Origin of the sequence: Psychrobacter sp. D2 (genome assembly GCF_013608135.1) — a bacterium.
GTDB lineage: Bacteria > Pseudomonadota > Gammaproteobacteria > Pseudomonadales > Moraxellaceae > Psychrobacter > Psychrobacter cryohalolentis.
Genome location: NZ_JACDXZ010000001.1, coordinates 497,430 through 522,626 on the forward strand (window position 1 = coordinate 497,430; position 25,197 = coordinate 522,626).

Genomic DNA, 25,197 nt, shown 5'->3' on the forward strand with positions numbered 1-25,197 from the left:
TTTTGTGAATAGAGCTCGCTTGTCTTTATATGATAGTCATGATTGAGCATTGGATTTATGGTTACGTATTTTTAACAGAAATAGACTGCAATTACTAAGGTAGTCGCTATGAATCGTCCGTATAGTGAGCGCTAAGCAGCAAAAGATTCATTTTAGCTTTAACACATTATTTTTGAACTCGCTCGGCTACATGATAGCTATTCATAGTAGAAATTAATGATAGTAAATAAAAATATTGGAGAATAAATATGACCATTGATCAACAACAAATTCAAAAATCTGGTGCTTACAAAAACTGGTTGGGCGTTGGATTGGTTGCAGCGGCATTGACGCTAAGTGCCTGTGGTAAGAAAGAAGAGCCACCGGTAGAGACGGCGCCAGCAGTCGATGCGCAGACTTCGGTAGAAGATGAAGCCACGGGTGTGGCTACTGCCGGCAGTGCTGACGATGTTGCGGTAGCAACTGCTGACAATGATATGGCTGTCAGTAGCACGGATGATGTGGCCGTAGCAACTGCGGATGATGCAGAGGTGATGGACGGTACTGAAAGCGAAGAGCACGTCTCAAGCTACTAATGTGGCAGATAAAACAGCGCTCACGCTATTAAGATGATAAAATAAGGCCCATAATTGACTGTATATTATGGGCCTTATTTTATAAAGGTAATTTATTGCCAAACGCCTTTTCAATGCTAAGCGCCTTTTTACGTCATGTTTTCATTCATATTTATTGGAAGTCTGCTAAACCATGCTTGATACTGCAAATAATCCGACTCGACCTATCGCTTTAGATTTACAAGATATCCATAAAAGTTTCGGCTCATTGGCCGTACTGAAAGGCGTATCTCTAACTGCCTATGACGGCGATGTTATCTCTATTTTAGGCTCGTCTGGCTCAGGTAAGTCGACCCTGCTGCGCTGTATCAATTTGCTCGAAAAGCCCAATCAAGGTCGCATTATTATCGGTAAAGATGAGCTGATGCTAAAGCCAGCTAAGTCAGGCGAATTGCAAGCGGCTGATATCAAACAGCTAGAACACTTGCGCGCACGCGTGGGTTTTGTCTTTCAGAATTTCAATTTATGGCCACATAAAACGATTATTGACAATATCATTGAAGGGCCAATACAAGTCTTAAAAATAAAAAAAGACCAAGCCATTAGCGATGCTGAAAAGCTGCTCGATAAAGTCGGTTTGCTTGATAAAAAAGACGCTTATCCTGCTAATCTGTCTGGTGGTCAGCGTCAGCGTGTTGCTATTGCACGCGCGCTTGCTATGCAGCCACAGGTATTATTGTTTGATGAGCCGACATCTGCATTAGATCCTGAGCTGGTCAATGAAGTGCTTGCGGTGATGCGAGAGCTGGCAGCCGAGGGGCGCACGATGCTGATTGTGACCCATGAGATGCGTTTTGCTCGTGACGTTTCTAGTAAAGTGGTGTTTTTACACCAAGGCGTTATTGAAGAGATTGGTACGCCTGAGCAGGTCTTTGATAACCCTAAGTCTGAGCGCGTTAGAGACTTTATGGCTTCACATCGTCAAAATTAATCCATTGCTTAAATCTGGTAAAATGGCAATCTTAGCAATAATTGTTTAAAACGCTAAGATTGCACATCAGTAAGTCTATTCGTGCCTTTATTACTCAATAATCACAGTCGGTATGCAAAACGTTTGTTTTTGATATTCCACTCAGGTATTATCAAAAGACTTGTGAACGGGTATGCATAGCACTTCTCCATATACCTAAATATCTCACAGCCTGAATATCCAGTTGCCTGAATCTGAGTAACTTATCTGGCAGGGACGTCAGAGAAAATATACCAGAACGCTGTATTAAAAATTAGAGATTAAAAATCATCTTAAAAATCCATCAGAATTTAAGGAACGTATGATGTCGAATTCTCGCCTATTGTGGTCATCGATGACCGTTACTGCCGCGCTCATGTTAGGTGCTTGTAGCCAACCTGCCAATGACGCTGCTGATACCAATGCAGATGCACCGACAGCAGGAACCGCTGGCAAGACCATTCGTATTGCGACTGAAGGCGCATATCCTCCTTTTAACTATACCAATGCCGATGGCAGTTTAGCGGGTTTCGATATTGACGTTGCCAATGCTCTATGTGAGCAGATGCAAGCCAAATGTGAAATTGTCGCTCAAGATTGGGACGGTATTATTCCGGGTTTATTGGCGCAAAAATACGATGCCGTTATCGCTGGTATGTCTATTACCGCTGAACGTCAAGAAAAAGTCGATTTCAGCGAGCCTTACTTTGCCAATACGATGGTTTGGCTGACCGATACCAAAGGCAGTTTTGATCCTAAAGTCATCAAAAATCTGACGCTTGGTGGTCAACGTTCAACGACGCCGGGTGCTTATTTACAAGACAATTATGAAGGCAAAGACGGCAATACCGTTAAGCTTTATGACAATTATGACAATGCTTATTTGGACCTAAAGTCTGGTCGTAGTGATGTTGTATTGGCTGAAAAAGTATCAGCAAAATCATGGTTAGCAGACAACCCTGAAGGCTTCGGTATCGTGGGTGATGAGATTGACAATGATGACAATATTGCGATTGCTGTTCGTAAAGGCGATGCCATTAAAGAAGACTTTAATAAAGCGCTGAGTGAAATTCGCAGTAACGGTGAGCTTGCCCGTCTTGAGCAGCAAAACTTTGGTCAATAATCTGTAATCATTAGCGTCGATTGTTTATATCCTTCTTAAGTGGCGGATATATATACGGCTGGTAAATATATTAAGGAATAACCACTATGATCATTTCAATGACCTCGTCAATGACCAAAAAAGCCTTGTGGTTAGCGCCACTAAGCGCTGCCATGCTGATGCTAGCTGGCTGTAACAACAGCTCTACACCGACAGAAAGCACTGAAACAGCTGCTGCAACTGATACGCCTTTAAATATCAAAATCGCGACAGAATCAAGCTATAAACCTTTTAGTTATACCGATGCTGATGGCAAGTTAATCGGCTATGAGATTGAATTGGTTGACGCACTATGTGCGCAAATGAAAGCCAAATGCGAAGTGATCTCCCAGGATTGGGATGGCTTGATTCCAGGCTTAAATGCGCAGAAGTTTGACGCTGCCATCGCTGGTATGTCAATCACCCCTGAGCGCAAAGAAGTGGTCGAATTTAGCGAACCTTACTTTCATAGCGGCATTATCTTAATCGGTAAAAAAGGCGACGATGTTAGTGTTGACGCTCTAAAAGGTCAGCCAATTGCCTCACAGCGTTCAACTGTTGCTTCGCAATATCTACAAGATAAACATGCTGATGCTGATATCAAACTTTATGATACCCAAGACAATGCGTATCTGGATCTAACGTCAGGTCGTGTACGGGCGATGATGTCTGATAAAGTGACTGGTATTGACTGGCTAAAAACAGAAGCTGGTAAAGACTATGAAGTCAAAGGCCAAGAAATCAGCACCAATGATGATGCGATGGGTATCGCTTTCCGTAAAGGCGATCCATTGGTTGCCAAATTTAATAAAGCCTTGGCTGAGCTAAAAGACAATGGCACTTATGATCAAATCACGGGTAGCTATTTTGGTACCAGCTCAACCACTGCTGCTCAAAAAGCAGTCGCTACTAGTGATATCAAAGAAGTAGTAGTCATGGATAAAGCTAGTGTCGATGCTGATACGGTGATTGCTAAAGAAGAGCAAGCGACAGCAAACTAATACCTGTGATGACAAATATGTATTGATCCTAAGTTTTGAGGAATGCATATTTGCTAGTACTTATCAAAATTTCACGACGTAATAAACTCAAGGATGATTATGAGCAACCATCTTGTCATAGGCTCAAATTCAGTGACCAGTCAGCGGTTTTCAAAACCTATACTCGCAGTAGCAGCATTTTTAGCTTTAGTCGGTTGTAGTAACGGTCAAGATAAAGGGGCTGAAAGTACTAACTCAGACGCTAATAATACTGCGGAGACAACTGAGAAAAAAGCAGATGCGACAGAGGGTAATGTGCTGCGTATCGGTACTGAGGGTGCTTATGCGCCCTTTAACTATACCAATGCAGATGGGACGCTCGGCGGTTTTGATATCGAAATTGCCAATGCTATCTGTGCTGATATGCAAGTAACTTGTGAGATTGTGGCGCAAGATTGGGACGGTATCATCCCCGGTCTCAAGGCTGGTAAATATGATGCTATCGTCGCTGCGATGTCAGTCACCCCTGAGCGCGCTCAACAAGTAGCTTTTACGGATCCGTATTTTAGCAATGCGCTAGTGTTTTTAGCCAAAAAAGATAGCACCTTTGACCCTGCTAAGGTGACTGATATTAATGCCCACTCTATCGCCGCTCAGCGCTCCACCATCTCATCACAGTGGCTAGAAAACACTTATCCAAAAGCGGATATGAAGCTATATGATACATTAAGTAATGCGTTTTTAGATTTGGGTGCTGGTCGCGTCGATGCCATGATATCGGATAAACTGCCAGCGATTGAATGGCTCAGCTCGACGTCCGGTAGCAATTATGTGTTAAAGGGCGCGGAGATTGATATCAATGATAATTTTGCGATTGCCGTCCGTCCGAATGATGAAGCTCTACAAGCAAAAATTAATACCTCATTGAGCAATATTAAAGCCAATGGCACTTATGATAAGATCAATCAAAAATACTTTGCTGTGCCAGCAAGTGCGACACTAACAGAAGCACCAGCTGTAGATAGTGCTACACAGTAAAGGCTCAGTAGTATTACTGTTTTCACGACTGCATTCATATTGTGTTAATAAGCATGAGGACATCGCCATTATGGTGATGTCCTTTTTCTTGCGTCCTTATTTACAGTCACGCTATTATTGTAGGCATTATTAACCAACAGATTTGCTGTTCTTTAACTAAATTATCGGCCTTTTAAAGAGATAGATATCTATTTAGGCGATGCTTTTACACGTCAGTATTAACATAGCGGCGAATGAATATGATAAAATCAGCGCTCATTTCTACTGTGTCAATTATCGCGGCAATAACCGTATTAATCTAGCGTCAGTATATGACGCAAATGGCTCATATTTCTTGGGTCTAAAGTACGTTTATTAACTGTATTCAGCTATTGATGCTGATTTTTTTAACTCATATTTTGCAATTTGCTAATATAAAGAGACTGAGTGGATAATCGTGTTTGACTTACAAGGATTTGGCGCGCTTTTATTGAGCGGCGCTACCGTCACCATACAGCTTGCCATGACCAGTCTGATCATCGGCATGTTCTTAGGTTTGCTCGGTGCCACAGCAAAGCTGTCTAATATCTGGCTGCTGCGCAAAATTGCGACTGTCTATACCGCCACGATGCGCGGTATTCCTGAGCTACTATTGGTACTGTTTATCTACTATGGCGGCTCTATACTGCTAATGAGCATCCTCAAAAAGTTTGGCTATAACGACTATGTCGAGATTAGCGCTTTTTGGGGCGGCGTGATGGCACTTTCTATTGCTTTTGGTGCTTATGCGACTGAAATCTTCCGTATGTCGATTCAAGAGATTCCTATAGGACAGCGAGAAGCGGCGCAAGCGATTGGTATGCGTCCTTTTCAGACTTTTTATCGCATAACCTTACCTCAAGTATGGCAGATTGCATTGCCAGGTTTGGGTAATCTATTTTTGGTTTTGCTTAAAGATACGGCACTGGTGTCGGTCGTAGGTCTTAAAGATATCATGTATCAGTCCTCGCGCGCCGCGCAATCAACACAGCAGCCATTTACCTTTTATATGGCAGCGGCAATAATTTATTTAGGTTTGACCATGCTGATTACTGGCTTTATGATGTGGCTTGAATGGCGTGCCAATCCGGCGGCGCGTTATGCTAAAAAGCTCAGCCGTCAAACCACTCACCGTCAATCGACCATAGGATAAAGGGGAAGACACTATGGATTGGAATTGGCAGGTTATTTTTGATCATATCCCCGACTTACTCGGTGGCGCGGTATTGACCGTACAGTTGGTTTTGTTCTCGGGTATTATTGGATTATTTTTTGGTTTGGTTTTGGCGCTGTTACGTCTGTCCAAAAATTGGGTGGTACAGATACTCCCTTTTCTGTATATCTTCTTTTTCCGTGGCACGCCATTACTGGTACAGATATTTTTGATTTACTATGGTCTTGGGCAGTTCGAAGCGGTACGTAATTCGTTCTTGTGGAAGCCAGTTCTTAGCCAAGCTTACTGGTGTGCTATCATTGCCTTTACCCTAAATACCAGTGCTTATTTAGCCGAGATTATCCGCGGTGCGATTCAAAATATTCCGGTCGGTGAGCTTGAAGCTGCCGATGCAATCGGGATGTCAAAATGGCAGAAGCTGACACGTATTACGTTACCGCGTGCCTTTGGTATTGTGATTCCGGCATACAGCAACGAAGTAATCTTTATGCTGAAAGGTAGTGCGCTAGCGTCAACGATTGCTTTGATGGATATTACAGGCGTTGCCCGTACCATTAGTGCGCGTACTTATACCCTGATGGAGCTGTTCTTTGCTGCCGGTATCGTTTATCTCTTGTTGTCGTGGGTGATTCTGTTTAGCTTTAGAATGTTTGAAAAGCGCATGAATCGTCACGCAAGCTATGTGCCACCAGATGTGACTACGCATACCGTCGGCTAATGAATTATTATGAATAAAACTTATCATTAACGTTGTGATAAATAGTGCAGTATGTTTCGCTTTTTAAAATATCAATCATCTGTTGTGAGCGCCTAGTATGAGCCAATCACCATCTATATCCTTAGTCGATACAATTGCTGCCAGCGTCAAGGATGACGCGAGTATTGCCACCATTAATGATAGCGTACGAGAATCCATCGGCAAGGTCATCTGCGTGGGCCGTAACTATGCAGAACACGCGCGTGAGCTTGGCAATGAGATACCAAAATCGCCTATCTTATTTATGAAGCCAGCATCATCAGTGGTCAGTGTGCACAATGATATTGTCCGTCCAAATCCAGCGCTATATGGCGACACTCATTACGAAGCAGAGCTATGCATTCAGCTGGCAGCCGACTTATCGGCAGCAACGATTGAACAAGCAAAGCAAGCGATAGGTGGCGTGACTTTGGGGCTTGATTTGACCCTACGTGACTTGCAAAGCAAGCTCAAAGAAAAAGGTCATCCATGGGAGCGTGCTAAATGTTTCGATGGTGCTTGTGTGCTTGTCGATTGGATTGATCCGCAAGCGTTTGGTGATTTTTGCCATGTTGAATATCAGCTTTATATTAATGACGAGCTGAAGCAAGATGGTGACAGTGCCTTGATGCTATTTCCAGTGTATGAGCTACTAGCAGAGATTAGCCATGCCTTTAGCTTACAAGCAGGCGATGTGATTATGACTGGTACGCCGAGCGGCGTTGGGGTATTGCAAGCAGATGATACGCTAACATTCAAGCTTGGCACTCATGAATGGCAGGTGCAAGTTCGATAATGTCTTATCGCAGCAGTATCATATAAGTTTTTACATGCATTGGCGCTATCAAAAAATCCCAAGTTCACACTTGGGATTTTTTTGGTTTATCAGTGGTAATAGCCATTTGTCATGAGGTTATCATCACATTACTATCAAATTGGCATTTGGTTTTCAACGTACTGTCATAAACACTCAGTAGACTTAGGCATAATTCGTATTTTGGTGATTGCAATTACAAGGCTGCAATCAACTCTCTTATGCCAATCAAGCCTAACAGCAAGGTGACTGATAATGACATTATTGAATAACAAACAACCACTTGCCCATGAAGTCGTTGAAGATTCTAATCCGACCGACAATATCGATTTTCAAACCATTATTAGTCGTCGTTTAAATCGGCGTAGTATCCTAAAAGGTGGCACAGGATTAACAGCGGCGGCGTTTTTTGGCGCGCTACCTTTAGTCGGCTGTAGCGATGACGATGATAGTATTCCTGCCAAAAATAATGGCAATGATGCTGCTGTCCCTGCACAAGGTGATCTCAAACGTCCCGAAACTTTGAAGTTTACAGCAGTGGCGCATTCGACTGCCGAAACGATGAGCGTGGCAGCAGGCTATAAAGCCGAGATGATATTACCACTTGGTACGCCGCTAATATCTGGTATTGATGACTGGAAAGACAATCGAGAGCAGTCGGCTGAGTCATTCGAGTGGCGCATGGGTGATAATCATGATGGCATGTGGTTTTTTGGCAAAAAGGGCAGTACCTATGACCCCAAAGCGTCAGAGAATGGGCTGCTGGTAATGAATCATGAGTATGTAAACAGTAGTGAGCTGAGTCCGTTTGGCTATCATGTTATCCAAGATAATAATGCCGCGCCCATCTTTCAAAATCGTCGACTTGCTAGCGACGTGCGCCGTGAGGTTAATTGTCATGGGGTAGCGGTGGTCGAGATGAAACGCCGCGCTGATGGCATGGGCTATGAGATGGTGGCTGATTCGAAATATAATCGCCGTCTCACGAGTAGTAGTACAGCGCAGTTGACAGGGCCCGTTGCTGGCTCTGATTTGGTCAAAACTAAGTTTGATCCGACAGGCTTTCAGACTCGCGGCATCAATAATAACTGCGGTGCAGGTTTGTCACCTTGGGGCACTTATCTGACCACCGAAGAGAACTTTTTAGGGGTATTTGCCCGTGGGCAAGATGCTAGCCAATTAAGCGCTGGGCATAACTATGGTCGCGAACGCTACGGGGCAACGGAAAACTTCCCTGGTTGGGAATACTTATGGCATACCCCTGATGCTAAAGATGCCAAGATAAGCGACGAGTTTTCACGCTGGGATATGACCGCCGCTAGTGCTAGCGCTGCTGACGATTATAGAAATGGCTTTAATACCTTTGGCTATATCACCGAAATTGATCCTTTTGATCAAAATTCCATGCCGCAAAAGCGCACGGCACTAGGGCGTTTTGCTCATGAAAATTGTGCCTATGCCCCTGTTGAACAAGGCAAACCGGTGGTTTTTTATATGGGTGACGATGCTCGGGGTGAATATATCTATAAGTTCGTCTCCAAAGCCCCATGGTCAAATGCTGATATCGGCGGTGGATTAAAAGCAGGTGATAAGTATTTGAATGAGGGCACACTCTATGTTGCCATCTTTAATGAAAATGGCCGCGGTGAATGGAAAGCGTTGATTCACGGTCAAAATGGACTGGATGTCTCCAATACGGTCTTGCCTTTTCATGGACAAGATGAGGTGTTGGTCTTTGCTCGTGCAGCAGCAGATGTGGTCGGTGCCACCAAGATGGATCGTCCAGAGTGGGTGTCGGTCAGTCCCATAACGGGCGATGTATATGTGACATTGACCAATAATAAATATCGCGGCGTACGTGATGATCAGCCACTTTCAGCGCCCAATCCGCGCAGCTATAATACTGGCGGCAAAGCGCGTGGTAATGACAATGGTCATATTATTCGCTGGGCAGAAGCAGGGGGCGATCATGCGGCAACCAGTTTTGAATGGGATATTTATTTATTTGCTGCGCCGAGTGATTTATCAGCAGAAAACTTATCACAATTAAATGACAATAATGACTTTTCTTCCCCCGACGGCTTATACTTTGATCCACGTGGCGTCTTATGGATTCAAACAGATGACGGTGCTTATACCGATACCAGCAGCTGTATGTTGCTAGCAGCGCTACCGGGCAATATCAGCGATGGAACCCTCACTACTACGTCAGCGGGGCAACAAACCCGAGTCGGCATGCCTGCCAATAATGACAATATCAAACGTTTCTTCGTCGGTCCGGAAGGCTGTGAGGTCACAGGTATTACGATGGCCCCAGACTTTAAAACCTTATTTATTAATATTCAGCATCCGGGTAATACGTGGGGCGCTATTGCTGGAGGTAGTACACCACGCTCAGCCACCGTCATGATTACTCGCGAAGATGGTGATGTCATACTGGCAGAGTCGTTTGTCTAGTTAAACATTTGCATTAGTAATGATACGTCTTAGCAAACATAAAAATCCTAAGCCATGGCTTTGGGATTTTTGTGTTTTAGGCGGTAGTTACTAGTGTGCAATTTTTGATATTGAATAATTACATGGCTTTTTGACAATAAAGATACTTGATAGTTAAATCATTCTCTTCTGTTTATGACCATTACAGGATAGTATGGAAAATCCCTTTAACTGTTTGATATGTCAACATTATGCTCAGTCCAAAACCTTTAGAAACTATCCATGATTTATTTGCAACGACTCGGCGTCCTTCTGATGAGCAATCTGCTATCGATATAGGATTTCAAGGCGATGTCTATGAGGAACTGGATAAGCTTGACTATATTTATGTGGATGAGCTGACTGAAAAAAGCGTGAATCATAGTGATGTTCAACCATATCAACCGCTCTCATTGGTTGGTTTTTTTGAAGGATTGGCACAGCTTGCGACTATGGGTGTGGTCGAGGTGACTGACATTGTAGAAGCCATCCACCGTGAGATATTACTGCGTCCTTTAGGGCGGTTTAATAAAGGAAATGTCGAGCGCTGGCAACAGGGTATCACGGGGCGCATTTATGGTACGGTACGTCAGGCGATGCAGCTGATTGGTAATAATTTAGCCTCAGGTCTGCACCTTTATAATACTGTTTTAAAACCCAAAAAGGTCAGACTATTACCAAAGAACTTGCGGCGCATGGTCAATATCCTAAACGGAGTGATGGGCGATCATCTGATTACGCATCAAAATCCATTAGCAGTATCGATGGTGCTGTATGATACCAATAATCGGGTGCAAAGCACTGTATTGTCAGGGCGCGTTATTATTCTATGCCATGGACTTTGTTTAAGCCACTTAAGCTGGAAAGTATCTGGTGAGAATAATCTGGCAAAAGCGCTCATGTATAGCTTGCCATCAGCGACTGTCTTGTACTTAAATTATAATACAGGTCGACGTATCTCAAGTAATGGACGTAGCTTTGCTCAAGTATTGCAAGATTTGGTTGAGAATAACCCAGACATCACCCAGATTGATTTGGTCGGTCATAGTATGGGCGGTTTGGTAAGCCGTAGCGCGCTGTTTTATGGCAAAGAGCAAGGTTTTAGCTGGGTCAAAAGGGTGAGCAATCTGGTGACTTTAGGGTCACCGCATCATGGCGCAAGTTTGGAGCAGATTGGGCATTTTATCCAAGATAAAATTGCTAAATTGCCCTTTGCTGGGTCATTGGCAAAGCTTGGTGATATGCGCAGTGCGGGTATCATTGATTTGCGTTACGGTAGTATTCGAGATGCCGACTGGCAAGCGTTAGAAGGGCGTAGTGTGCTACCAGCAGATTTTCGGCATCCTACTCACTTGCCATTGCATGTGAATACCTATCTGGTAGCAGCAGTGATGGTCGAGACCCATTTTGAATTTAAGACCACAAGTTTATTGGGTGATGGGCTAGTTTCGGTAGAGTCAGCACTGGGTGAGCATACCGAAGAGCATACGCTGGCAGTACCAGAGGGACACAAAGCTATTTTTTATGGGATAAACCATATGAATTTAATCTACAGCGATAGAGTACACCAGCAAATCATTGCTTGGCTCTTGGATGATAGATTAGGCGATGCACATGAAGCAAAGTATGCGCTGAACCCGCGTATTTATTCTTATCCAGAAACCTATGAGGTTTAGCATAAGAGATACAAAATAAGCAGACTAATGCTAAAAACCCTCAAGCATCATACTTGAGGGTTTTTTTATGACTGACTATAGTGAATTCAGTATTAAAACGATACAGTAGGACTGAGATGAATTTTACGTAGCTGCTGTCAGCGTAGTCACAGCACGCCAGAAAAATTTATACCAGTACTACGTTGGAATATAACGTATCTGTTTTATTTGGAATTGACTATACTCAAATCAGTGAGATAAAAGACTACTCAGCAAAAATCGCTGCCACATCGTCTTTATTAAATTTATAAATCTCACCGCAGAATCCGCAATCCATCTCAAAGGTACCGTTTTGCTCTGCAACGATATCCAATGCTTCTGTTTCGCCGATTTGCTCGATTGCCATTTCACACTTTTCACGTGAACACGTACAACCAAACGATAGCGAGATAGGCTCAGGAGCAACGACTTTTTCTTCATGATATAAGCGATACAAAATCTCATTGGTATCAAGCGTGGTCAATTCTTCTGCTTTCAGTGTACGCGTCAATACAGACAAGCGTGTCCACAAGTCATCATCAATACCAGCATCTTCATTTTGCTCAACTTCGTATGTTTCTTGAGCGGTACGTGGCAGCATTTGCACCAAGATGCCACCCGCTTGTAAACCATCAGATGCCAAATTAATCAGCGTTGGAATCTGTGCCGATTGCTTTTGATAATGCGCCAAACAATCTGCCAAATTGTCATGGCTACGTTCAACAATACCTTGATATGGCTCGCCGCCATCCGGTTGGATATTGATAAATAATACGCCTTGACCAGTAGCGCCCAGTTCAGCAAACGCTTCTTTAGCATGCAGCATATTATTCCACGCTTGTACGTGCTCGTCAGTATCATCTTTCCAGCTGGCAAGAGCGCGGATAATACCGTTTTGATCACATTCAGCCATCGCCCAATTCAGCAAACTATCGCTATCTGATGATTGCAATTGAATCGACAAGCGACCATTGATTTTAACAGTACCAATCAGCAAACTTGCAGCCGTCAACATCTCACCGAGTAAGCGTTTTAGTGCTTCAGGATAAGGCTTTTGCGCAATGGTCGTCGCATAGCTACGCGATAAGCGCACCACATCACCGCGCACCGGAGAGTCTTCAATAAAAAAGCGTTGGCGAATGTCGTTATCTTGCATCAGATCAGTATTTTGTTCAGGAGCATTCGGAGTTTGGGTATCTTGGGTCATAGGTCATGTATAAGATTAAGAAGTTGCTAGCTTTATGGGGATAGGTTCGGATTTATCAATCGTATCTATAGTAGATACACTTTTAAAAAAATACAGTGCCACTGGGATTAATTATTCGCAGCCTCTGTCTGCGTAGGCACAGTCAGCAAGCAAAATTGATACCAGTAGCACCTTATAATTTTTGTATTTCTTTTATTTAGGACTGAATATAGTAGATTGTTGACGTAAGAAATGCCGTTTATAAAAAATGAATTTCTCTATTAGCTTTATCAAATACGTACCTATATTAATGACGTTAGAGCTTGTTTTATTTAGGGATTATTATCTTAGATAAATTAAAAACCGAAAATAGTCAGCTGAGTAAAAAAAGTTTACCCTCGTCAGTCAATTTGTTGTACAGTAACATTAAGTTGCATAGTGATAAACAACAGCAACAGCACGGATGCATAGCAATAGGGCCCATAAATGCAAATTTATAGCGTTTTTCTACGGTTTCTATCGCACTTAAATGTCATTCCAATCTTGTGGCAATGTGATAAAAGGACATATCTCATGACTTACTCTCTTTCTACCTCTATATCCAAACCATTAACGTTAGTTGCCTTTATGGCACTAGCTCTAGCAGGCTGTAACAACAATAGCCAAACCAGCAATGAGGCGACGCCAGCAGATGGAGCAACCACTGAGGCGACGGCAAATACCAACGGCACCTTAGATAAAATCAAAGAATCAGGCACCATCGTCGTCGGTCACCGTGACTCTTCCATTCCGTTCTCATACATCGCTGATGATCCAAATCAGCCGATCGGCTATGCTCATGATTTAGAGATGAAAGTGGTAGAAGCTGTCAAACAAAAGCTGAATATGCCAGATCTAAAAATCCGCTATAACCTTATTACCTCACAAACACGCATCCCATTAGTACAAAATGGTACAGTGGATTTTGAGTGTGGTTCAACAACCAATAATGAAGAGCGTCAGAAACAAGTCGCTTTCTCTAACGGCTTCTTTGAAATCGGTACGCGTTTACTGACCAAAAAAGATTCAGGTATCCAAGGTTTCGATGATTTAAAGGGTAAAACCTTGGTCACGACTGCAGGTACAACTTCAGAGCGTTATATTCGTGAATACAACGATGACAAAAAGATGGATATCAATGTCATCTCAGCAAAAGACCATGGCGAAGGTTTCTTGATGCTAGAGAACGGTCGTGCCGATGCCTTTATGATGGATGATGTATTGCTAGCAGGCGAAAAAGCCAAAGCAAAAAATCCAGATGAATGGGTCATTGTTGGTGAGCCACAATCGTTTGAGATCTATGGTTGTATGATGCGTAAAGACGATCCAGAATTTAAAGCGGTGGTCGATGAAGCATTAGCCAATGTCTTTAAGTCAGGCGAGATCAATAGCATTTATGACAAATGGTTCTTAAATCCAATTCCACCAAAAAATGTCAATCTAAAGTTTGAGATGTCAGATAACTTAAAAGCGTTGATTGCCAATCCACATGATAGCGATCAGCCAAAAGTAGCGACTGCGCAATAACGCTCCTTGTCCCTCAACATAGCATGCTTACGCGTTCAGATTGTTTGTCAAATAGTTTGATAGCAGTCTGAAAGCGTGGGCTTTTTAACCGTTGCTCGGAGAGACAATTATGAATTATAGCTGGAACTGGGGTGTGCTCTTTGAGCAGACTGGTATCGGTAGCGAGCTGTATATCCATTGGATGATTACTGGTCTTGGCTGGTTGTTATTGATTGGCAGTATTGCATGGGCAATCGCCATGGTGGTTGGTACTATTTTTGGCATCATGCGTACCTTGCCGAATAAAGGCGCACGTGCTATCGGTACTGCTTATGTGACGTTTTTCCGTAATATTCCCTTATTGGTACAATTATTTTTCTGGTTTTATATCGCTCCAGGTTGGCTCACACCATCCATACAAGAGTGGTGGTATAAAGACTTGTCTCCCAATACCTCAGCCATGCTGTCAGCCAGTATCGGTCTTGGTTTATTTACCGCAGCTCGTATTGTTGAACAAGTACGTACTGGTATCGAGTCACTACCTCAAGGGCAGATCAATGCTGCCTACGCACTTGGCTTTAGTATCCCACAAGCCTATAAAGAAGTACTGCTGCCACAAGCATTTCGGATTATCTTACCGCCGCTGAGCTCAGAGCTGACCAACTGCTTTAAAAACGCCTCAGTTGCGTCTTTGGTTGGGGTAATGGAGCTGATCAGTCAGACTAAAACCATCAGTGAATATACCCAAAACAGTCTTGAGATTTATACCTATGCGACCATTATTTATCTGGTGTTTAATCTGTCTTTAATTGCCATTATGGGGCTAATTGAACGTAAATTGCGTGTGCCTGGGCTAATTGCAGGGAGTCAAAAATGAATATGACCGAACTTGCAACTGCCTATCCCGGTTTAATGGGTGGCATGCTGACGACTTTAAAAGTATTATTTTTAGCAATCTTAGGCGGTCTCAGCTTAGGGACGGTATTGGCTTTGATGCGTTTGTCTGGTATCAAAGCGCTTGAGATACCTGCAAAGCTATACGTCAATTATTTCCGTTCTGTGCCATTGCTGCTCGTGCTGCTCTGGTTTTATTTTGCGGTACCGATGATTTATTTTTGGGTCGCTGGTAAATATCTGCAACTCGATACAGCCTTTACCTCGTGTGTAGTCGCTTTTATGATGTTTGAAGCGGCATATTTTTCAGAGGTGGTACGTGCGGGTATCCAATCTATCGGCAGTGGGCAGGTCAATGCTGCCAAAGCGCTCGGTATGACCTATGGGCAAACGATGCGCTTGATTATTTTGCCGCAGGCGTTTCGCAAGATGCTACCGCTGATTTTGCAGCAATGTATTATTTTATTCCAAGATACGACATTGGTTTTTGCGATTGGCTTGACGGATTTTTTCCGTGCCGCTTATGTACGCGGTGAGCTGATGGGTTTATTAACGCCCTATATATTAGGAGCAGGCGCTGTTTATTTTATTATCAGTTTGAGTGCCTCTATTGGCGTGCAACAAGTACAAAAGCGTTTAAGGTTCTAATGATCTTTAATAAATTCGTATCGGAACCTGTACGTTAAGAGCTATATTTAATAATGATGAAAATAATGTGGTTAGGAGCCAGTGATGAATGAGCCAGTAATGAATAATACTGACACGTATATAAATGAATTTGGCGGACTGGTCACTAACACTGGTCATGCAAGCGATGAAATCGTCATCCAAATGAGTGATGTGAGCAAATGGTATGGTGACTTTCAAGTATTGTCTGGCTGTAGTGCCCATGTGCATAAAGGCGATGTCGTCGTCGTCTGTGGTCCATCGGGCAGCGGCAAGTCGACCTTGATAAAAACGGTTAATGGACTAGAGCCTTTTCAAAAAGGCGAGATTATGGTCAGCGATATCTCCGTTGGCGCGCCAAAAACCAACTTGCCAAAATTACGTAGTAGTGTCGGTATGGTCTTTCAGCACTTTGAGCTGTTCCCGCATCTGACGATTGTTGATAATTTGACTGTCGCGCAAATCAAAGTGTTGGGACGTAAAGAAGCGGAAGCCAAGCAAAAAGCCATGGCATATCTAGACCGCGTCGGGCTAACGGTGCAAGCAGCAAAGTATCCAGCTGAGCTGTCCGGTGGGCAGCAGCAGCGTGTCGCGATTGCACGTGCGTTAGCAATGGATCCAGTGGCAATGCTCTTTGATGAGCCAACTTCAGCACTTGACCCTGAGATGATTCAAGAAGTGCTTGATGTCATGGTTGAGCTAACCCGTGAGGGCATGACGATGATTTGTGTTACCCATGAGATGGGCTTTGCCAGTCAGGTTGCCAATCGGATTATCTTTATGGATGAAGGTCATATCGTTGAAAACTGTAGCAAGGATGAGTTTTTTGAAAGCGCGAAAAGTGACCGCGCGCAAATGTTCTTATCAAAGATTCTCAATCATTAAAGCAGTCATTTAGAGTTGATTTATTTAGAGCGCCTATTAATAGGCGCTTTTTTTATTGTAAGCGACTTTATAAACGCCTACGTGAGTGAATACCTGTTTACTGATATAATGGCAGCCACTATCATAAACAGCCACTATCATAAAAACAATATAATCTCTCATCTATCATGGAGTCAGTATGAGCAAAGAAGCTACATTTCCTATTACTACAGCAACAGACGCCAAAGGTATTGTCATCATTGGTGCAGGTTTAGCCGGCTGGCACGTGATTGATGCCATTCGTGCCAAAGACAAAGATGTGTCGATTACTCTAATCACCACAGACAATGGCGATCGTTATCATAAGCCGATGCTTACCATGGCAATCAGCCAAAACAAGCAGGCATCAGACTTGGTACGCGCGACTGGCGCTGATGCGGCAGAAGCGGCACAAGTGACCTTACTTGCCAATACGCAAGTCACGGACATTGATGCTGCTGCGCAAACGGTACAGCTTATCTCAGCGCTGCGCTCAGATCCTGTTTATACCAATTATGCAACCATCAGCTATGACAAGCTGGTCTTAGCGATGGGTGCTCATCCTATTTTCCCTAAGAGTTTGCCGCAAGATTTGGTATGGCATGTCAATCATATTGAGCGTTTTGGGCAATTGCAAGAAAAGCTTGCCATTGGTAGTCAGCACGTGGCGATTGTCGGTGCGGGTATGGTAGGCACTGAGATTGCTGAGGACTTGCTCAAGGCAGGTCATGAGGTAACCTTAATTGATTTAAATAATGCGCCGCTATCACAAATGCTACCGCCAAAAGCGACAGCTCGTATTGCCAAAGCAGTGCAGTCGCAGGGTATTAATTTTTTAGGCGGTTATCAAGTATCCGATGTCATACGTAATGATGACGGCAAGCTGCAAGTTAGCTATGAGCTATTTACTCCTAACGGAGAAGATACAGATACTCAGTCATCTGAGATGTTAATCGTCGACCATGTGATTGCCAGCACGGGTCTGACCGTTGATGGTAAATTACCAACTGCAGCTGGAGTTGAGTTCAACCATCGCACTGGTATCGTAGTAGATGCACCAACACTACGAACCAATACCAATAATATTTATGCGATTGGTGATTGTATGTCTATCAATGGTGTTGCCTGCCGTTATGTAGCGCCACTACGTGCGCAAGCAGCAACGATTGCTGATGATGTATTAGGTTTAGAGCATAGCGGTTATGAGCATAAGCCACCGATGATTCGCTTAAAGAATAAAGCCATCTCAGTGATGGCAACGGGCGTGCCGCAAGCAAACGGCAACTGGCAAGTAACCACTGAAACTGAAGACGAGCTTATTATGAATTTACTCAATGATAATAATGAAGTCAGCGCGACCGTTACTATTAAGGCGCCGCCAATTATATCAGCGTAGTAATTATCAAATTGCCTGTAGTTTATGGTCTTAGCTTGTTAAACATGCATCATGTTTTTAAGTTGAAGATACTCTAAAATTTAGTGCTAAAAAAAAGCCAGCCACCTATACATAGCGTGACTGGCTTTTTTGTGTCAAATATCTGCCATATTTTTATGCTATCTTTAATAAAGCATTACTATTGGATTCTAATTAAATGATACATATTGTATTACTATTATTGACAGCATTCGATTTAAGGCGGTATAGTAGTTAACGCTAGTCGAGACCTGTTCAAGGAAGAATGAATGGGTGGCAGGCGACTAATAAGTATTATGAAAAGTAAAACGAAAGGACTCGTTATGACTCAAAATATCCATTTTGATACCATTCTAAATAATATTCCCTCTATCAATATGGGCGCATGTTCGGCAAATGCGCCATTGACTCAAAGCTATGATAAAGGTCCTGATGTGCCGCTGATTGAAGCGACCATCGGTGATTTCTTTGATGCTATCGTCTCCAAATATCCTGAACGCGAAGCGCTGGTCGTCTGCCATCAAAATATTCGCTGGACATATCAACAGCTGCAACAGCAAGTCAATCAGTTAGCGAGCAGCATGATTGAGATGGGGCTTGAGATTGGTGACCGTATCGGTATCTGGTCGCACAACAATGCTGAATGGCTTTTGATGCAATTGGCAACTGCCAAAGTTGGTATTATTTTAGTCAATATCAACCCTGCTTATCGTGTCTTTGAGCTGCAATATGCGCTAAATAAATTGGGCTGCTCGGCATTGGTGCTCATGCGCCATTTTAAAAGTAGTGACTATGCCAGCCTAATCCGTGAGATGTGTCCTGAGATTTACCACAAAAATTACACTCAGCTGGATTTGGTCGAGATTCCAACGATTGAGCGCATCATTTGGATTGATGAACCAAACAGCGATGAAGATTTTGGGTTCATGCAGAAGTTTTCTGCATGGATGGAAGAAGGTGATGCCAATGATCCGCGTATCGCCGAGCGTCAAGCTCAGCTTAAAAATACTGATGCCATTAACGTGCAGTTTACCAGTGGTACAACGGGCACACCGAAAGGCGCAACTTTAAGCCATCGTAATATATTAAATAACGGCTATTTCATCGGTGAAGCGATGAATTTCACTGAAGAGGATAGACTGTGTATTCCAGTGCCTTTATATCACTGCTTTGGTATGGTGCTTGGCAATTTAGCCATTCTCACTCATGGCGGTTGTATCGTTTATCCAAATGATGGTTTTGAACCATTATCGGTATTACAAGCAGTTGAACAGGAAAAATGTACAGGTTTACATGGCGTACCGACGATGTTTATCGCTGAGCTTGATCACCCTGAATTTAAAAATTTCGACTTATCGACCTTGCGTACTGGCATTATGGCAGGCTCTAGTTGTCCGATTGAGATCATGCGCCGTGTCATTGATGAGATGCACATGAAAGAGGTCACCATTGCTTATGGCATGACTGAAACCAGCCCAGTATCCTGTCAAACCAATGAACATACGCCACTTGATAAGCAAGTCTCGACCGTGGGACTCGTGCAGCCAGCGCTTGAAGTCAAAGTAATTGATACCGAAACAGGTGAAATTGTGCCCTTAGGCGAAACTGGCGAGTTACTCACCCGTGGTTATTCGGTCATGAAAGGCTATTGGGGCAGTCGCTTTAAAACGCGTGAGGCGATTCAAGATGGCTGGATGCACACCGGTGACTTGGCGACCATGGACGAAGATGGCTATGTCAAAATCGTCGGTCGTAGTAAAGATATGGTCATCCGTGGCGGTGAAAATATCTATCCGGTCGAAATTGAAAACTATTTATACCGTCATCCTAAAATCCGTGATGTGCAAATTGTTGGCGTTCCTGATGAAAAGTATGGTGAAGTATTGGCTGCTTGGATTATACCTAAAGAAGCTGGCAGCTTAACGGAAGAAGAAGTACGTCAATTCTGTAGTGAGCATATTGCTCATTATAAAGTGCCAGCCTATTATCGCTTTGTGACCGAATACCCAATGACCATCACTGGTAAAATTCAAAAATATAAAATTATCGAGCAAATGAGAGAAGAGTTAGGCTTATAAAACTTGAGCCGTTTTACTTCTTGTTTTATTAATAACTTGCATTGGTAAAGGCTAAACTAACCAGTAGTTAGAATAATTCGCATAAAAAGCTACTCGCATTTACGCATTAAAGAAAAGGGATATCATGAGCGCTATCATAACCAGTAAACTGAGTCCAAATGCCGCTGAATTTCAGCAGAACAGTGCTGCCATGCAAGAGGTCGTCGATGACTTATATCAGCACTTGCGTAAAGTCGCCCAAGGTGGTTCAGAGCGTGCACGCGCCAAGCATTTAGCACGTGGTAAGCTACTACCTCGTGAGCGTGTCGAGCGTTTGCTTGATGTTGGTACGCCATTTTTAGAAGTGGCTCCGATGGCGGCGCACGATATGTATGGTGAAGATATTCCAGCGGCGGGCGTGATTGCTGGTATCGGTCGTATCAATGGCATCGAGTGTATGATTGTCTGTAATGATGCTACCGTAAAAGGCGGTACTTATTATCCAATGACGGTCAAAAAACATCTACGTGCCCAAGAAATTGCCCAAGAAAACAATTTGCCTTGTGTCTACTTAGTTGATTCTGGCGGTGCAAACTTGCCCAATCAGGATGAGGTATTCCCTGATAAAGAACACTTTGGACGTATATTTTTTAATCAAGCTAATATGAGTGCCGCTGGCATTCCACAGATTGCAGTGGTCATGGGTAGCTGTACCGCTGGTGGGGCATATGTCCCAGCGATGAGCGATGAATCTATTATTGTTAAAGAACAAGGAACTATCTTTTTAGGTGGTCCGCCACTGGTGAAAGCTGCAACAGGTGAAGAAGTCACAGCAGAAGATTTGGGCGGCGGCGATGTACATACCCGTCTGTCGGGGGTGGTCGATCATTTGGCGCAAAACGATACCCATGCGTTATCAATCGCGCGTAATATCGTTAGCCACTTAAACCGTTCTGCTAAACAGATTCCAAACCAAATCAAGCCGCTTCCACCGCGCTACGATGCTAAAGAACTATACGGCGTCATTCCAACTGATAAGCGTAAGCCATTTGATATTAGAGAAATTATCACTCGTATCGTCGATGACAGTGCCTTTGATGAATTTAAGGTGCGCTTTGGCACGACATTAGTATGTGGTTTTGCTCATATCGAAGGTATGCCAGTTGGCATTATTGCCAATAATGGTATCTTATTTAGTGAATCTGCACAAAAAGGTACGCACTTTATCGAGCTGTGCTGTAAACGCAAAATTCCTTTGATATTCCTACAAAACATCACCGGCTTTATGGTTGGTCGAAAATACGAAAACGAAGGTATTGCCCGTCATGGTGCCAAGATGGTGATGGCGGTAGCGAATGCTAAAGTACCAAAATTCACCGTTATCGTTGGTGGCTCATTCGGTGCTGGTAATTACGGCATGTGTGGACGTGCGTACAGTCCGCGCTTCTTATGGATGTGGCCAAATGCGCGTATCTCTGTGATGGGCGGTGAGCAAGCGGCGTCGGTATTGGCAACGGTTAAGCGCGATAACTTTGACCGTAAAGGCGAGGCGTGGAGTGATGAAGACGAAGCGGCATTTAAAGCGCCGATTCGTGAGATGTATGAAGAGCAAGGTCATCCTTATTATGCTACCGCTCGTTTATGGGATGATGGCGTGATTGACCCTGCTGATACCCGTAATGTGTTGGCATTAGCGCTTAGCGCGGCTCATAACGCACCGATTGAAGAGACAAACTTTGGTGTCTTTAGAATGTAGCAATGAACGGTATATTGACAGTCATTTAGTGCTCATAAATACATAAAATATAGAGAAAGATATGCAACAAAATTTGAATCATTATAAAAGTCTATTGGTTGACGTTGAGCAGCACGTTGCAACGGTAACCTTGAATCGCCCTGAGATACGTAACGCCTTTAATGATGAGATGATTGCTGAGTTGACCCATGCTTTCAAGACGCTTGGCAATGATGAGCAAGTACGCGTTATCGTTTTAGCAGCGGCCGGTAAAGCGTTCTGTGCGGGTGCCGATTTGAATTGGATGCGCGCCATGGCGGATTATAGCTATGAAGAGAACCTAGCGGACGCGGACAAATTGGCACAAATGCTTAAGACTATTTATGAGTGCCCAAAACCAACGATAGCGGCGGTACAAGGGGATGTTTATGCAGGCGGCATGGGTTTGGTTGCTGTCTGTGATGTAGCTATCGCTGTAAGAATTGCCAATTTCTGTCTTAGCGAAGTACGTCTGGGCTTAGCACCAGCAACCATTAGCCCTTATGTGATACGTGCATTAGGTGCCAGAGCCTCACAGCGTTATTTTCTCAGTGCGGAAGTATTTGATAGCAAAAAAGCCCGTCAGCTTGGCTTTATCCATGAGCGCGTCAGTGAAGAGTCGCTTGATGATGCAGTTGCAGAATTTTGTGCCAAAGTAGTCAAAAACAGCCCTGAGGCTGTGAAAACCTGCAAGCGCTTATTGCATGAAGTCGCGGGCGCACCGATTACCGATGAGCTAATCGCCGATACGGTCAAAGGCATCGCTGATATCCGATCATCAGAGCAAGGTAAGGAAGGGGTGCAAGCATTTTTACAAAAGCGCCAACCTGATTGGCTAGTAGCAAAATAGCCATGTATCAATAAAAAATATTTTTGCTAAATTGCCAATGAATAATAAAACCAGTTTAGCGTAAACAGTCATACGTGAATATCATCCTACCGTTTGATTATTTATCAACGATAAAATGACAAGATACAGGGATAGTTATGTTTTCTAAAATTTTGATCGCCAACCGTGGTGAAATTGCCTGCCGTGTTGCTGCGACTGCCAAGCGTCTGGGTATAAGCACCGTCGCTGTTTATTCTGATGCTGACCGTGAGGCTAAGCACGTGTCTGTCTGCGATGAAGCTGTCTATTTGGGTGGTTCGGCTCCTAAAGACAGCTACCTAAAAGGCGATGCTATCATTGCCATTGCCAGAGAGACCGGCGCACAAGCGATTCACCCAGGTTACGGGTTTTTAAGTGAAAACGCGGATTTTGCGCAAGCCTGCCAAGATGCAGGTTTGGTCTTTATCGGGCCATCAGCTGACGCTATCCGTGCCATGGGCGGAAAATCTGAGTCCAAACGTTTGATGGAAGCGGCTGGCGTGCCACTAATACCCGGCTATCATGGTGAAAATCAAGATGCGCAATTTTTGCAGCAGCAAGCCGATAGCATTGGCTATCCTGTACTGATTAAAGCCAGTGCTGGTGGTGGTGGTAAAGGTATGCGTATCGTTGAGCAGTCCAGTGGCTTTATTGATTTATTAGAATCTTGTCGCCGTGAAGCGATTACCAGTTTCGGTAACGATCAAGTATTGGTCGAAAAATACGCATTGAAACCTCGCCATATCGAAATCCAAGTATTCGGTGATACGCATGGCAACTATGTGCATCTGTTTGAGCGTGATTGCTCGGTACAGCGTCGCCATCAAAAAGTATTAGAAGAAGCGCCGGCACCGGGTGTCGATGCGGCGATGCGTGAAGCAATGGGAACAGCGGCAATTGAAGCTGCTCGTGCGGTCAATTATTTTGGCGCAGGCACGGTTGAGTTTATCGTTGAGCAGCGCGAAGGTTCGATGAACTTTTATTTTATGGAAATGAATACCCGTCTGCAAGTTGAGCATCCGGTCAGTGAAGCTATCTCTGGCGTCGACTTGGTCGAATGGCAGCTATTGGTCGCGGCAGGTTTGCCATTGCCGAAAAAACAGGAAGAGCTGGCTATCAACGGACATGCGATTGAAGCACGTATTTGTGCTGAAAATCCTGACAATGGTTTTTTACCAGCCACAGGTACTTTATTCACTTATCAAAAGCCTGAGCATAGTACTTTCGTCATTAATAAGAACAGCACGGATGTGCGTATCGATGATGGCGTACGCGAAGGTGATGTGATTAGCCCATTCTACGACTCTATGATTGCAAAGCTTATCGTTCATGCGCCTACTCGCGAGCAAGCGTTAGCCAAGCTTGATCGTGCACTAGCCCAAACGCGCATCGTCGGTCTGCCAAATAACGTCGCATTTTTGCGCTATATTCTTAATACTGAATCGTTTAGCCAAGCCAATCTTGATACAGCTTTGATAGAACGTGAGCGTGAGCAGCTGTTTGATCAGCATCCGCTTGAGTTATCGACGCTTGCGGTTACTGCTATTGCGCAGCAGCTTGCCAATGAAGCGACAACGCAAGGGTCAGATCCTTTTAGCAAGCCTACGGGTTTCCGTGCCTTTAGCGATTATACGCGCTCGTTTAGCTTGGTTTATAATGAGCAATCTTATAGCGCTCGTATTAGCAACTGGCGTAATGCAGCTTGCTTAGACAGCAAAAAGGGCAGCGATAACCTCAGTAGCTTTACGCTTGTCATCGAAAAAGAAATCGCCAGTACAGATGTTCAAGATAATAGTAATGTGGCGGCGCAAACCTCGACAGTCTATGAAGCTCAAGTCAGCTATAGCAGTATTGACGCACACAACCATACCTTGTGGTTAGATGGTGCCCGTATCAACGCCCAAAGCTGGACAAACCATGAGACCGTCTATGTCTTTACTGATAACGGGCGTGATGAAATCACCCTTGTTGATATTATGGCGCACGTAGGCGAAGAGTCTGCAGCAGTCGGCAGTTTGAAATCACCGATGCCAGGACAGGTCGTTGCCTTTAAGGTAGCAATTGGCGATACGGTGAAGAAAGGCGAGCCATTGGCTGTTATTGAAGCGATGAAAATCGAACATACCATTACTGCACCGACAGATGGCGTGGTGGCAGAATTGCTATTTTCAGCAGGTGATTTAGTCGCTGATGGTGATGAGTTATTACGTATTGATACGGAAAGCGAATAGCTGACAGAGCCTCACAGAAAGGCGAA

The 25,197-nt window shown here is 43.9% G+C and carries 20 protein-coding genes; 19 read left to right on the forward strand and 1 reads right to left on the reverse strand.

Annotation, left to right across the window (positions count from 1 at the left end):
• The first annotated feature begins 248 nt into the window (after positions 1-248).
• From H0262_RS02140 to H0262_RS02185, 10 genes are all read left to right on the forward strand, one after another.
• Entirely contained in the window at positions 249-575 is a 327-nt protein-coding gene (locus tag H0262_RS02140; protein WP_181209526.1) for a hypothetical protein, read from the forward strand.
• A 172-nt stretch (positions 576-747) separates the two neighbouring features.
• Complete coding sequence (locus H0262_RS02145) at positions 748-1,545, forward strand: ABC transporter ATP-binding protein (protein ID WP_011512694.1); 798 nt, start codon at positions 748-750, stop codon at positions 1,543-1,545.
• Between the two features lie 340 nt (positions 1,546-1,885).
• Positions 1,886-2,686 carry a transporter substrate-binding domain-containing protein gene (locus tag H0262_RS02150; RefSeq protein ID WP_181209527.1) on the forward strand — a complete coding sequence of 267 codons (801 nt, stop codon included), beginning with the start codon at positions 1,886-1,888 and terminating at the stop codon, positions 2,684-2,686.
• 86 nt (positions 2,687-2,772) lie between these two features.
• Positions 2,773-3,705, forward strand: a complete 933-nt coding sequence (locus H0262_RS02155; protein ID WP_181209528.1) for a transporter substrate-binding domain-containing protein — start codon at positions 2,773-2,775, stop codon at positions 3,703-3,705.
• A gap of 99 nt (positions 3,706-3,804) precedes the next feature.
• A complete protein-coding gene (locus H0262_RS02160) occupies positions 3,805-4,722 on the forward strand; it encodes an ABC transporter substrate-binding protein (RefSeq protein ID WP_181209529.1) in 918 nt (305 codons plus the stop codon).
• A 436-nt stretch (positions 4,723-5,158) separates the two neighbouring features.
• Positions 5,159-5,893: an ABC transporter permease gene (locus H0262_RS02165; protein ID WP_020442682.1), complete on the forward strand. Its 735-nt coding sequence runs from the start codon at positions 5,159-5,161 to the stop codon at positions 5,891-5,893.
• Between the two features lie 13 nt (positions 5,894-5,906).
• Positions 5,907-6,632, forward strand: coding sequence for an ABC transporter permease (locus tag H0262_RS02170; RefSeq protein ID WP_181209530.1), 726 nt, complete (start codon positions 5,907-5,909; stop codon positions 6,630-6,632).
• A 97-nt stretch (positions 6,633-6,729) separates the two neighbouring features.
• Complete coding sequence (locus H0262_RS02175; protein WP_220432357.1) at positions 6,730-7,446, forward strand: fumarylacetoacetate hydrolase family protein; 717 nt, start codon at positions 6,730-6,732, stop codon at positions 7,444-7,446.
• Between the two features lie 273 nt (positions 7,447-7,719).
• A complete protein-coding gene (locus H0262_RS02180) occupies positions 7,720-9,921 on the forward strand; it encodes a PhoX family phosphatase (protein ID WP_181209531.1) in 2,202 nt (733 codons plus the stop codon).
• A 230-nt stretch (positions 9,922-10,151) separates the two neighbouring features.
• Positions 10,152-11,615 carry a triacylglycerol lipase gene (locus H0262_RS02185; RefSeq protein WP_181209532.1) on the forward strand — a complete coding sequence of 488 codons (1,464 nt, stop codon included), beginning with the start codon at positions 10,152-10,154 and terminating at the stop codon, positions 11,613-11,615.
• 244 nt (positions 11,616-11,859) lie between these two features.
• On the opposite strand, the gene H0262_RS02190 is transcribed toward H0262_RS02185, so the two are convergent.
• On the reverse strand, positions 11,860-12,840 hold the full coding sequence (locus H0262_RS02190) for an Hsp33 family molecular chaperone HslO (protein WP_181209533.1): 981 nt from the start codon (positions 12,838-12,840) through the stop codon (positions 11,860-11,862).
• 552 nt (positions 12,841-13,392) lie between these two features.
• On the opposite strand from H0262_RS02190, the gene H0262_RS02195 reads away from it, so the two are divergent.
• From H0262_RS02195 to H0262_RS02235, 9 genes are all read left to right on the forward strand, one after another.
• Entirely contained in the window at positions 13,393-14,385 is a 993-nt protein-coding gene (locus H0262_RS02195; RefSeq protein WP_149493260.1) for a glutamate/aspartate ABC transporter substrate-binding protein, read from the forward strand.
• A gap of 109 nt (positions 14,386-14,494) precedes the next feature.
• Positions 14,495-15,241 (forward strand): amino acid ABC transporter permease, encoded by a 747-nt coding sequence (locus tag H0262_RS02200; RefSeq protein WP_011512705.1) that lies wholly within the window; start codon positions 14,495-14,497, stop codon positions 15,239-15,241.
• Positions 15,238-15,906, forward strand: a complete 669-nt coding sequence (locus H0262_RS02205; protein WP_011512706.1) for an ABC transporter permease subunit — start codon at positions 15,238-15,240, stop codon at positions 15,904-15,906. The genes H0262_RS02200 and H0262_RS02205 overlap by 4 nt, the downstream gene beginning before the upstream one ends.
• Positions 15,907-16,089: 183 nt before the next feature.
• Positions 16,090-16,809 carry an amino acid ABC transporter ATP-binding protein gene (locus H0262_RS02210; protein ID WP_181209605.1) on the forward strand — a complete coding sequence of 240 codons (720 nt, stop codon included), beginning with the start codon at positions 16,090-16,092 and terminating at the stop codon, positions 16,807-16,809.
• A gap of 178 nt (positions 16,810-16,987) precedes the next feature.
• A complete protein-coding gene (locus H0262_RS02215) occupies positions 16,988-18,223 on the forward strand; it encodes an FAD-dependent oxidoreductase (RefSeq protein WP_181209534.1) in 1,236 nt (411 codons plus the stop codon).
• Between the two features lie 341 nt (positions 18,224-18,564).
• Positions 18,565-20,319, forward strand: coding sequence for an AMP-binding protein (locus H0262_RS02220; protein ID WP_181209535.1), 1,755 nt, complete (start codon positions 18,565-18,567; stop codon positions 20,317-20,319).
• A 124-nt stretch (positions 20,320-20,443) separates the two neighbouring features.
• The gene (locus H0262_RS02225; RefSeq protein ID WP_181209536.1) at positions 20,444-22,054 is read left to right on the forward strand and encodes a carboxyl transferase domain-containing protein; all 1,611 of its coding nucleotides are present in this window, start codon (positions 20,444-20,446) and stop codon (positions 22,052-22,054) included.
• A 61-nt stretch (positions 22,055-22,115) separates the two neighbouring features.
• On the forward strand, positions 22,116-22,922 hold the full coding sequence (locus H0262_RS02230) for an enoyl-CoA hydratase/isomerase family protein (protein ID WP_181209537.1): 807 nt from the start codon (positions 22,116-22,118) through the stop codon (positions 22,920-22,922).
• Between the two features lie 137 nt (positions 22,923-23,059).
• Positions 23,060-25,171: an acetyl/propionyl/methylcrotonyl-CoA carboxylase subunit alpha gene (locus tag H0262_RS02235; RefSeq protein WP_181209538.1), complete on the forward strand. Its 2,112-nt coding sequence runs from the start codon at positions 23,060-23,062 to the stop codon at positions 25,169-25,171.
• Positions 25,172-25,197: the final 26 nt, after the last annotated feature.

What these genes read in the sequence shown, in the direction of transcription:
- H0262_RS02140 (WP_181209526.1), top strand. Translation starts at nt 249, where the DNA reads ATGACCATTGATCAACAACAAATTCAAAAATCTGGTGCTTACAAAAAC.
- H0262_RS02145 (WP_011512694.1), top strand. Translation starts at nt 748, where the DNA reads ATGCTTGATACTGCAAATAATCCGACTCGACCTATCGCTTTAGATTTA.
- H0262_RS02150 (WP_181209527.1), top strand. Translation starts at nt 1,886, where the DNA reads ATGATGTCGAATTCTCGCCTATTGTGGTCATCGATGACCGTTACTGCC.
- H0262_RS02155 (WP_181209528.1), top strand. Translation starts at nt 2,773, where the DNA reads ATGATCATTTCAATGACCTCGTCAATGACCAAAAAAGCCTTGTGGTTA.
- H0262_RS02160 (WP_181209529.1), top strand. Translation starts at nt 3,805, where the DNA reads ATGAGCAACCATCTTGTCATAGGCTCAAATTCAGTGACCAGTCAGCGG.
- H0262_RS02170 (WP_181209530.1), top strand. Translation starts at nt 5,907, where the DNA reads ATGGATTGGAATTGGCAGGTTATTTTTGATCATATCCCCGACTTACTC.
- H0262_RS02175 (WP_220432357.1), top strand. Translation starts at nt 6,730, where the DNA reads ATGAGCCAATCACCATCTATATCCTTAGTCGATACAATTGCTGCCAGC.
- H0262_RS02180 (WP_181209531.1), top strand. Translation starts at nt 7,720, where the DNA reads ATGACATTATTGAATAACAAACAACCACTTGCCCATGAAGTCGTTGAA.
- H0262_RS02185 (WP_181209532.1), top strand. Translation starts at nt 10,152, where the DNA reads ATGCTCAGTCCAAAACCTTTAGAAACTATCCATGATTTATTTGCAACG.
- H0262_RS02190 (WP_181209533.1), bottom strand. Translation starts at nt 12,840, where the DNA reads ATGACCCAAGATACCCAAACTCCGAATGCTCCTGAACAAAATACTGAT.
- H0262_RS02195 (WP_149493260.1), top strand. Translation starts at nt 13,393, where the DNA reads ATGACTTACTCTCTTTCTACCTCTATATCCAAACCATTAACGTTAGTT.
- H0262_RS02200 (WP_011512705.1), top strand. Translation starts at nt 14,495, where the DNA reads ATGAATTATAGCTGGAACTGGGGTGTGCTCTTTGAGCAGACTGGTATC.
- H0262_RS02205 (WP_011512706.1), top strand. Translation starts at nt 15,238, where the DNA reads ATGAATATGACCGAACTTGCAACTGCCTATCCCGGTTTAATGGGTGGC.
- H0262_RS02210 (WP_181209605.1), top strand. Translation starts at nt 16,090, where the DNA reads ATGAGTGATGTGAGCAAATGGTATGGTGACTTTCAAGTATTGTCTGGC.
- H0262_RS02215 (WP_181209534.1), top strand. Translation starts at nt 16,988, where the DNA reads ATGAGCAAAGAAGCTACATTTCCTATTACTACAGCAACAGACGCCAAA.
- H0262_RS02220 (WP_181209535.1), top strand. Translation starts at nt 18,565, where the DNA reads ATGACTCAAAATATCCATTTTGATACCATTCTAAATAATATTCCCTCT.
- H0262_RS02225 (WP_181209536.1), top strand. Translation starts at nt 20,444, where the DNA reads ATGAGCGCTATCATAACCAGTAAACTGAGTCCAAATGCCGCTGAATTT.
- H0262_RS02230 (WP_181209537.1), top strand. Translation starts at nt 22,116, where the DNA reads ATGCAACAAAATTTGAATCATTATAAAAGTCTATTGGTTGACGTTGAG.
- H0262_RS02235 (WP_181209538.1), top strand. Translation starts at nt 23,060, where the DNA reads ATGTTTTCTAAAATTTTGATCGCCAACCGTGGTGAAATTGCCTGCCGT.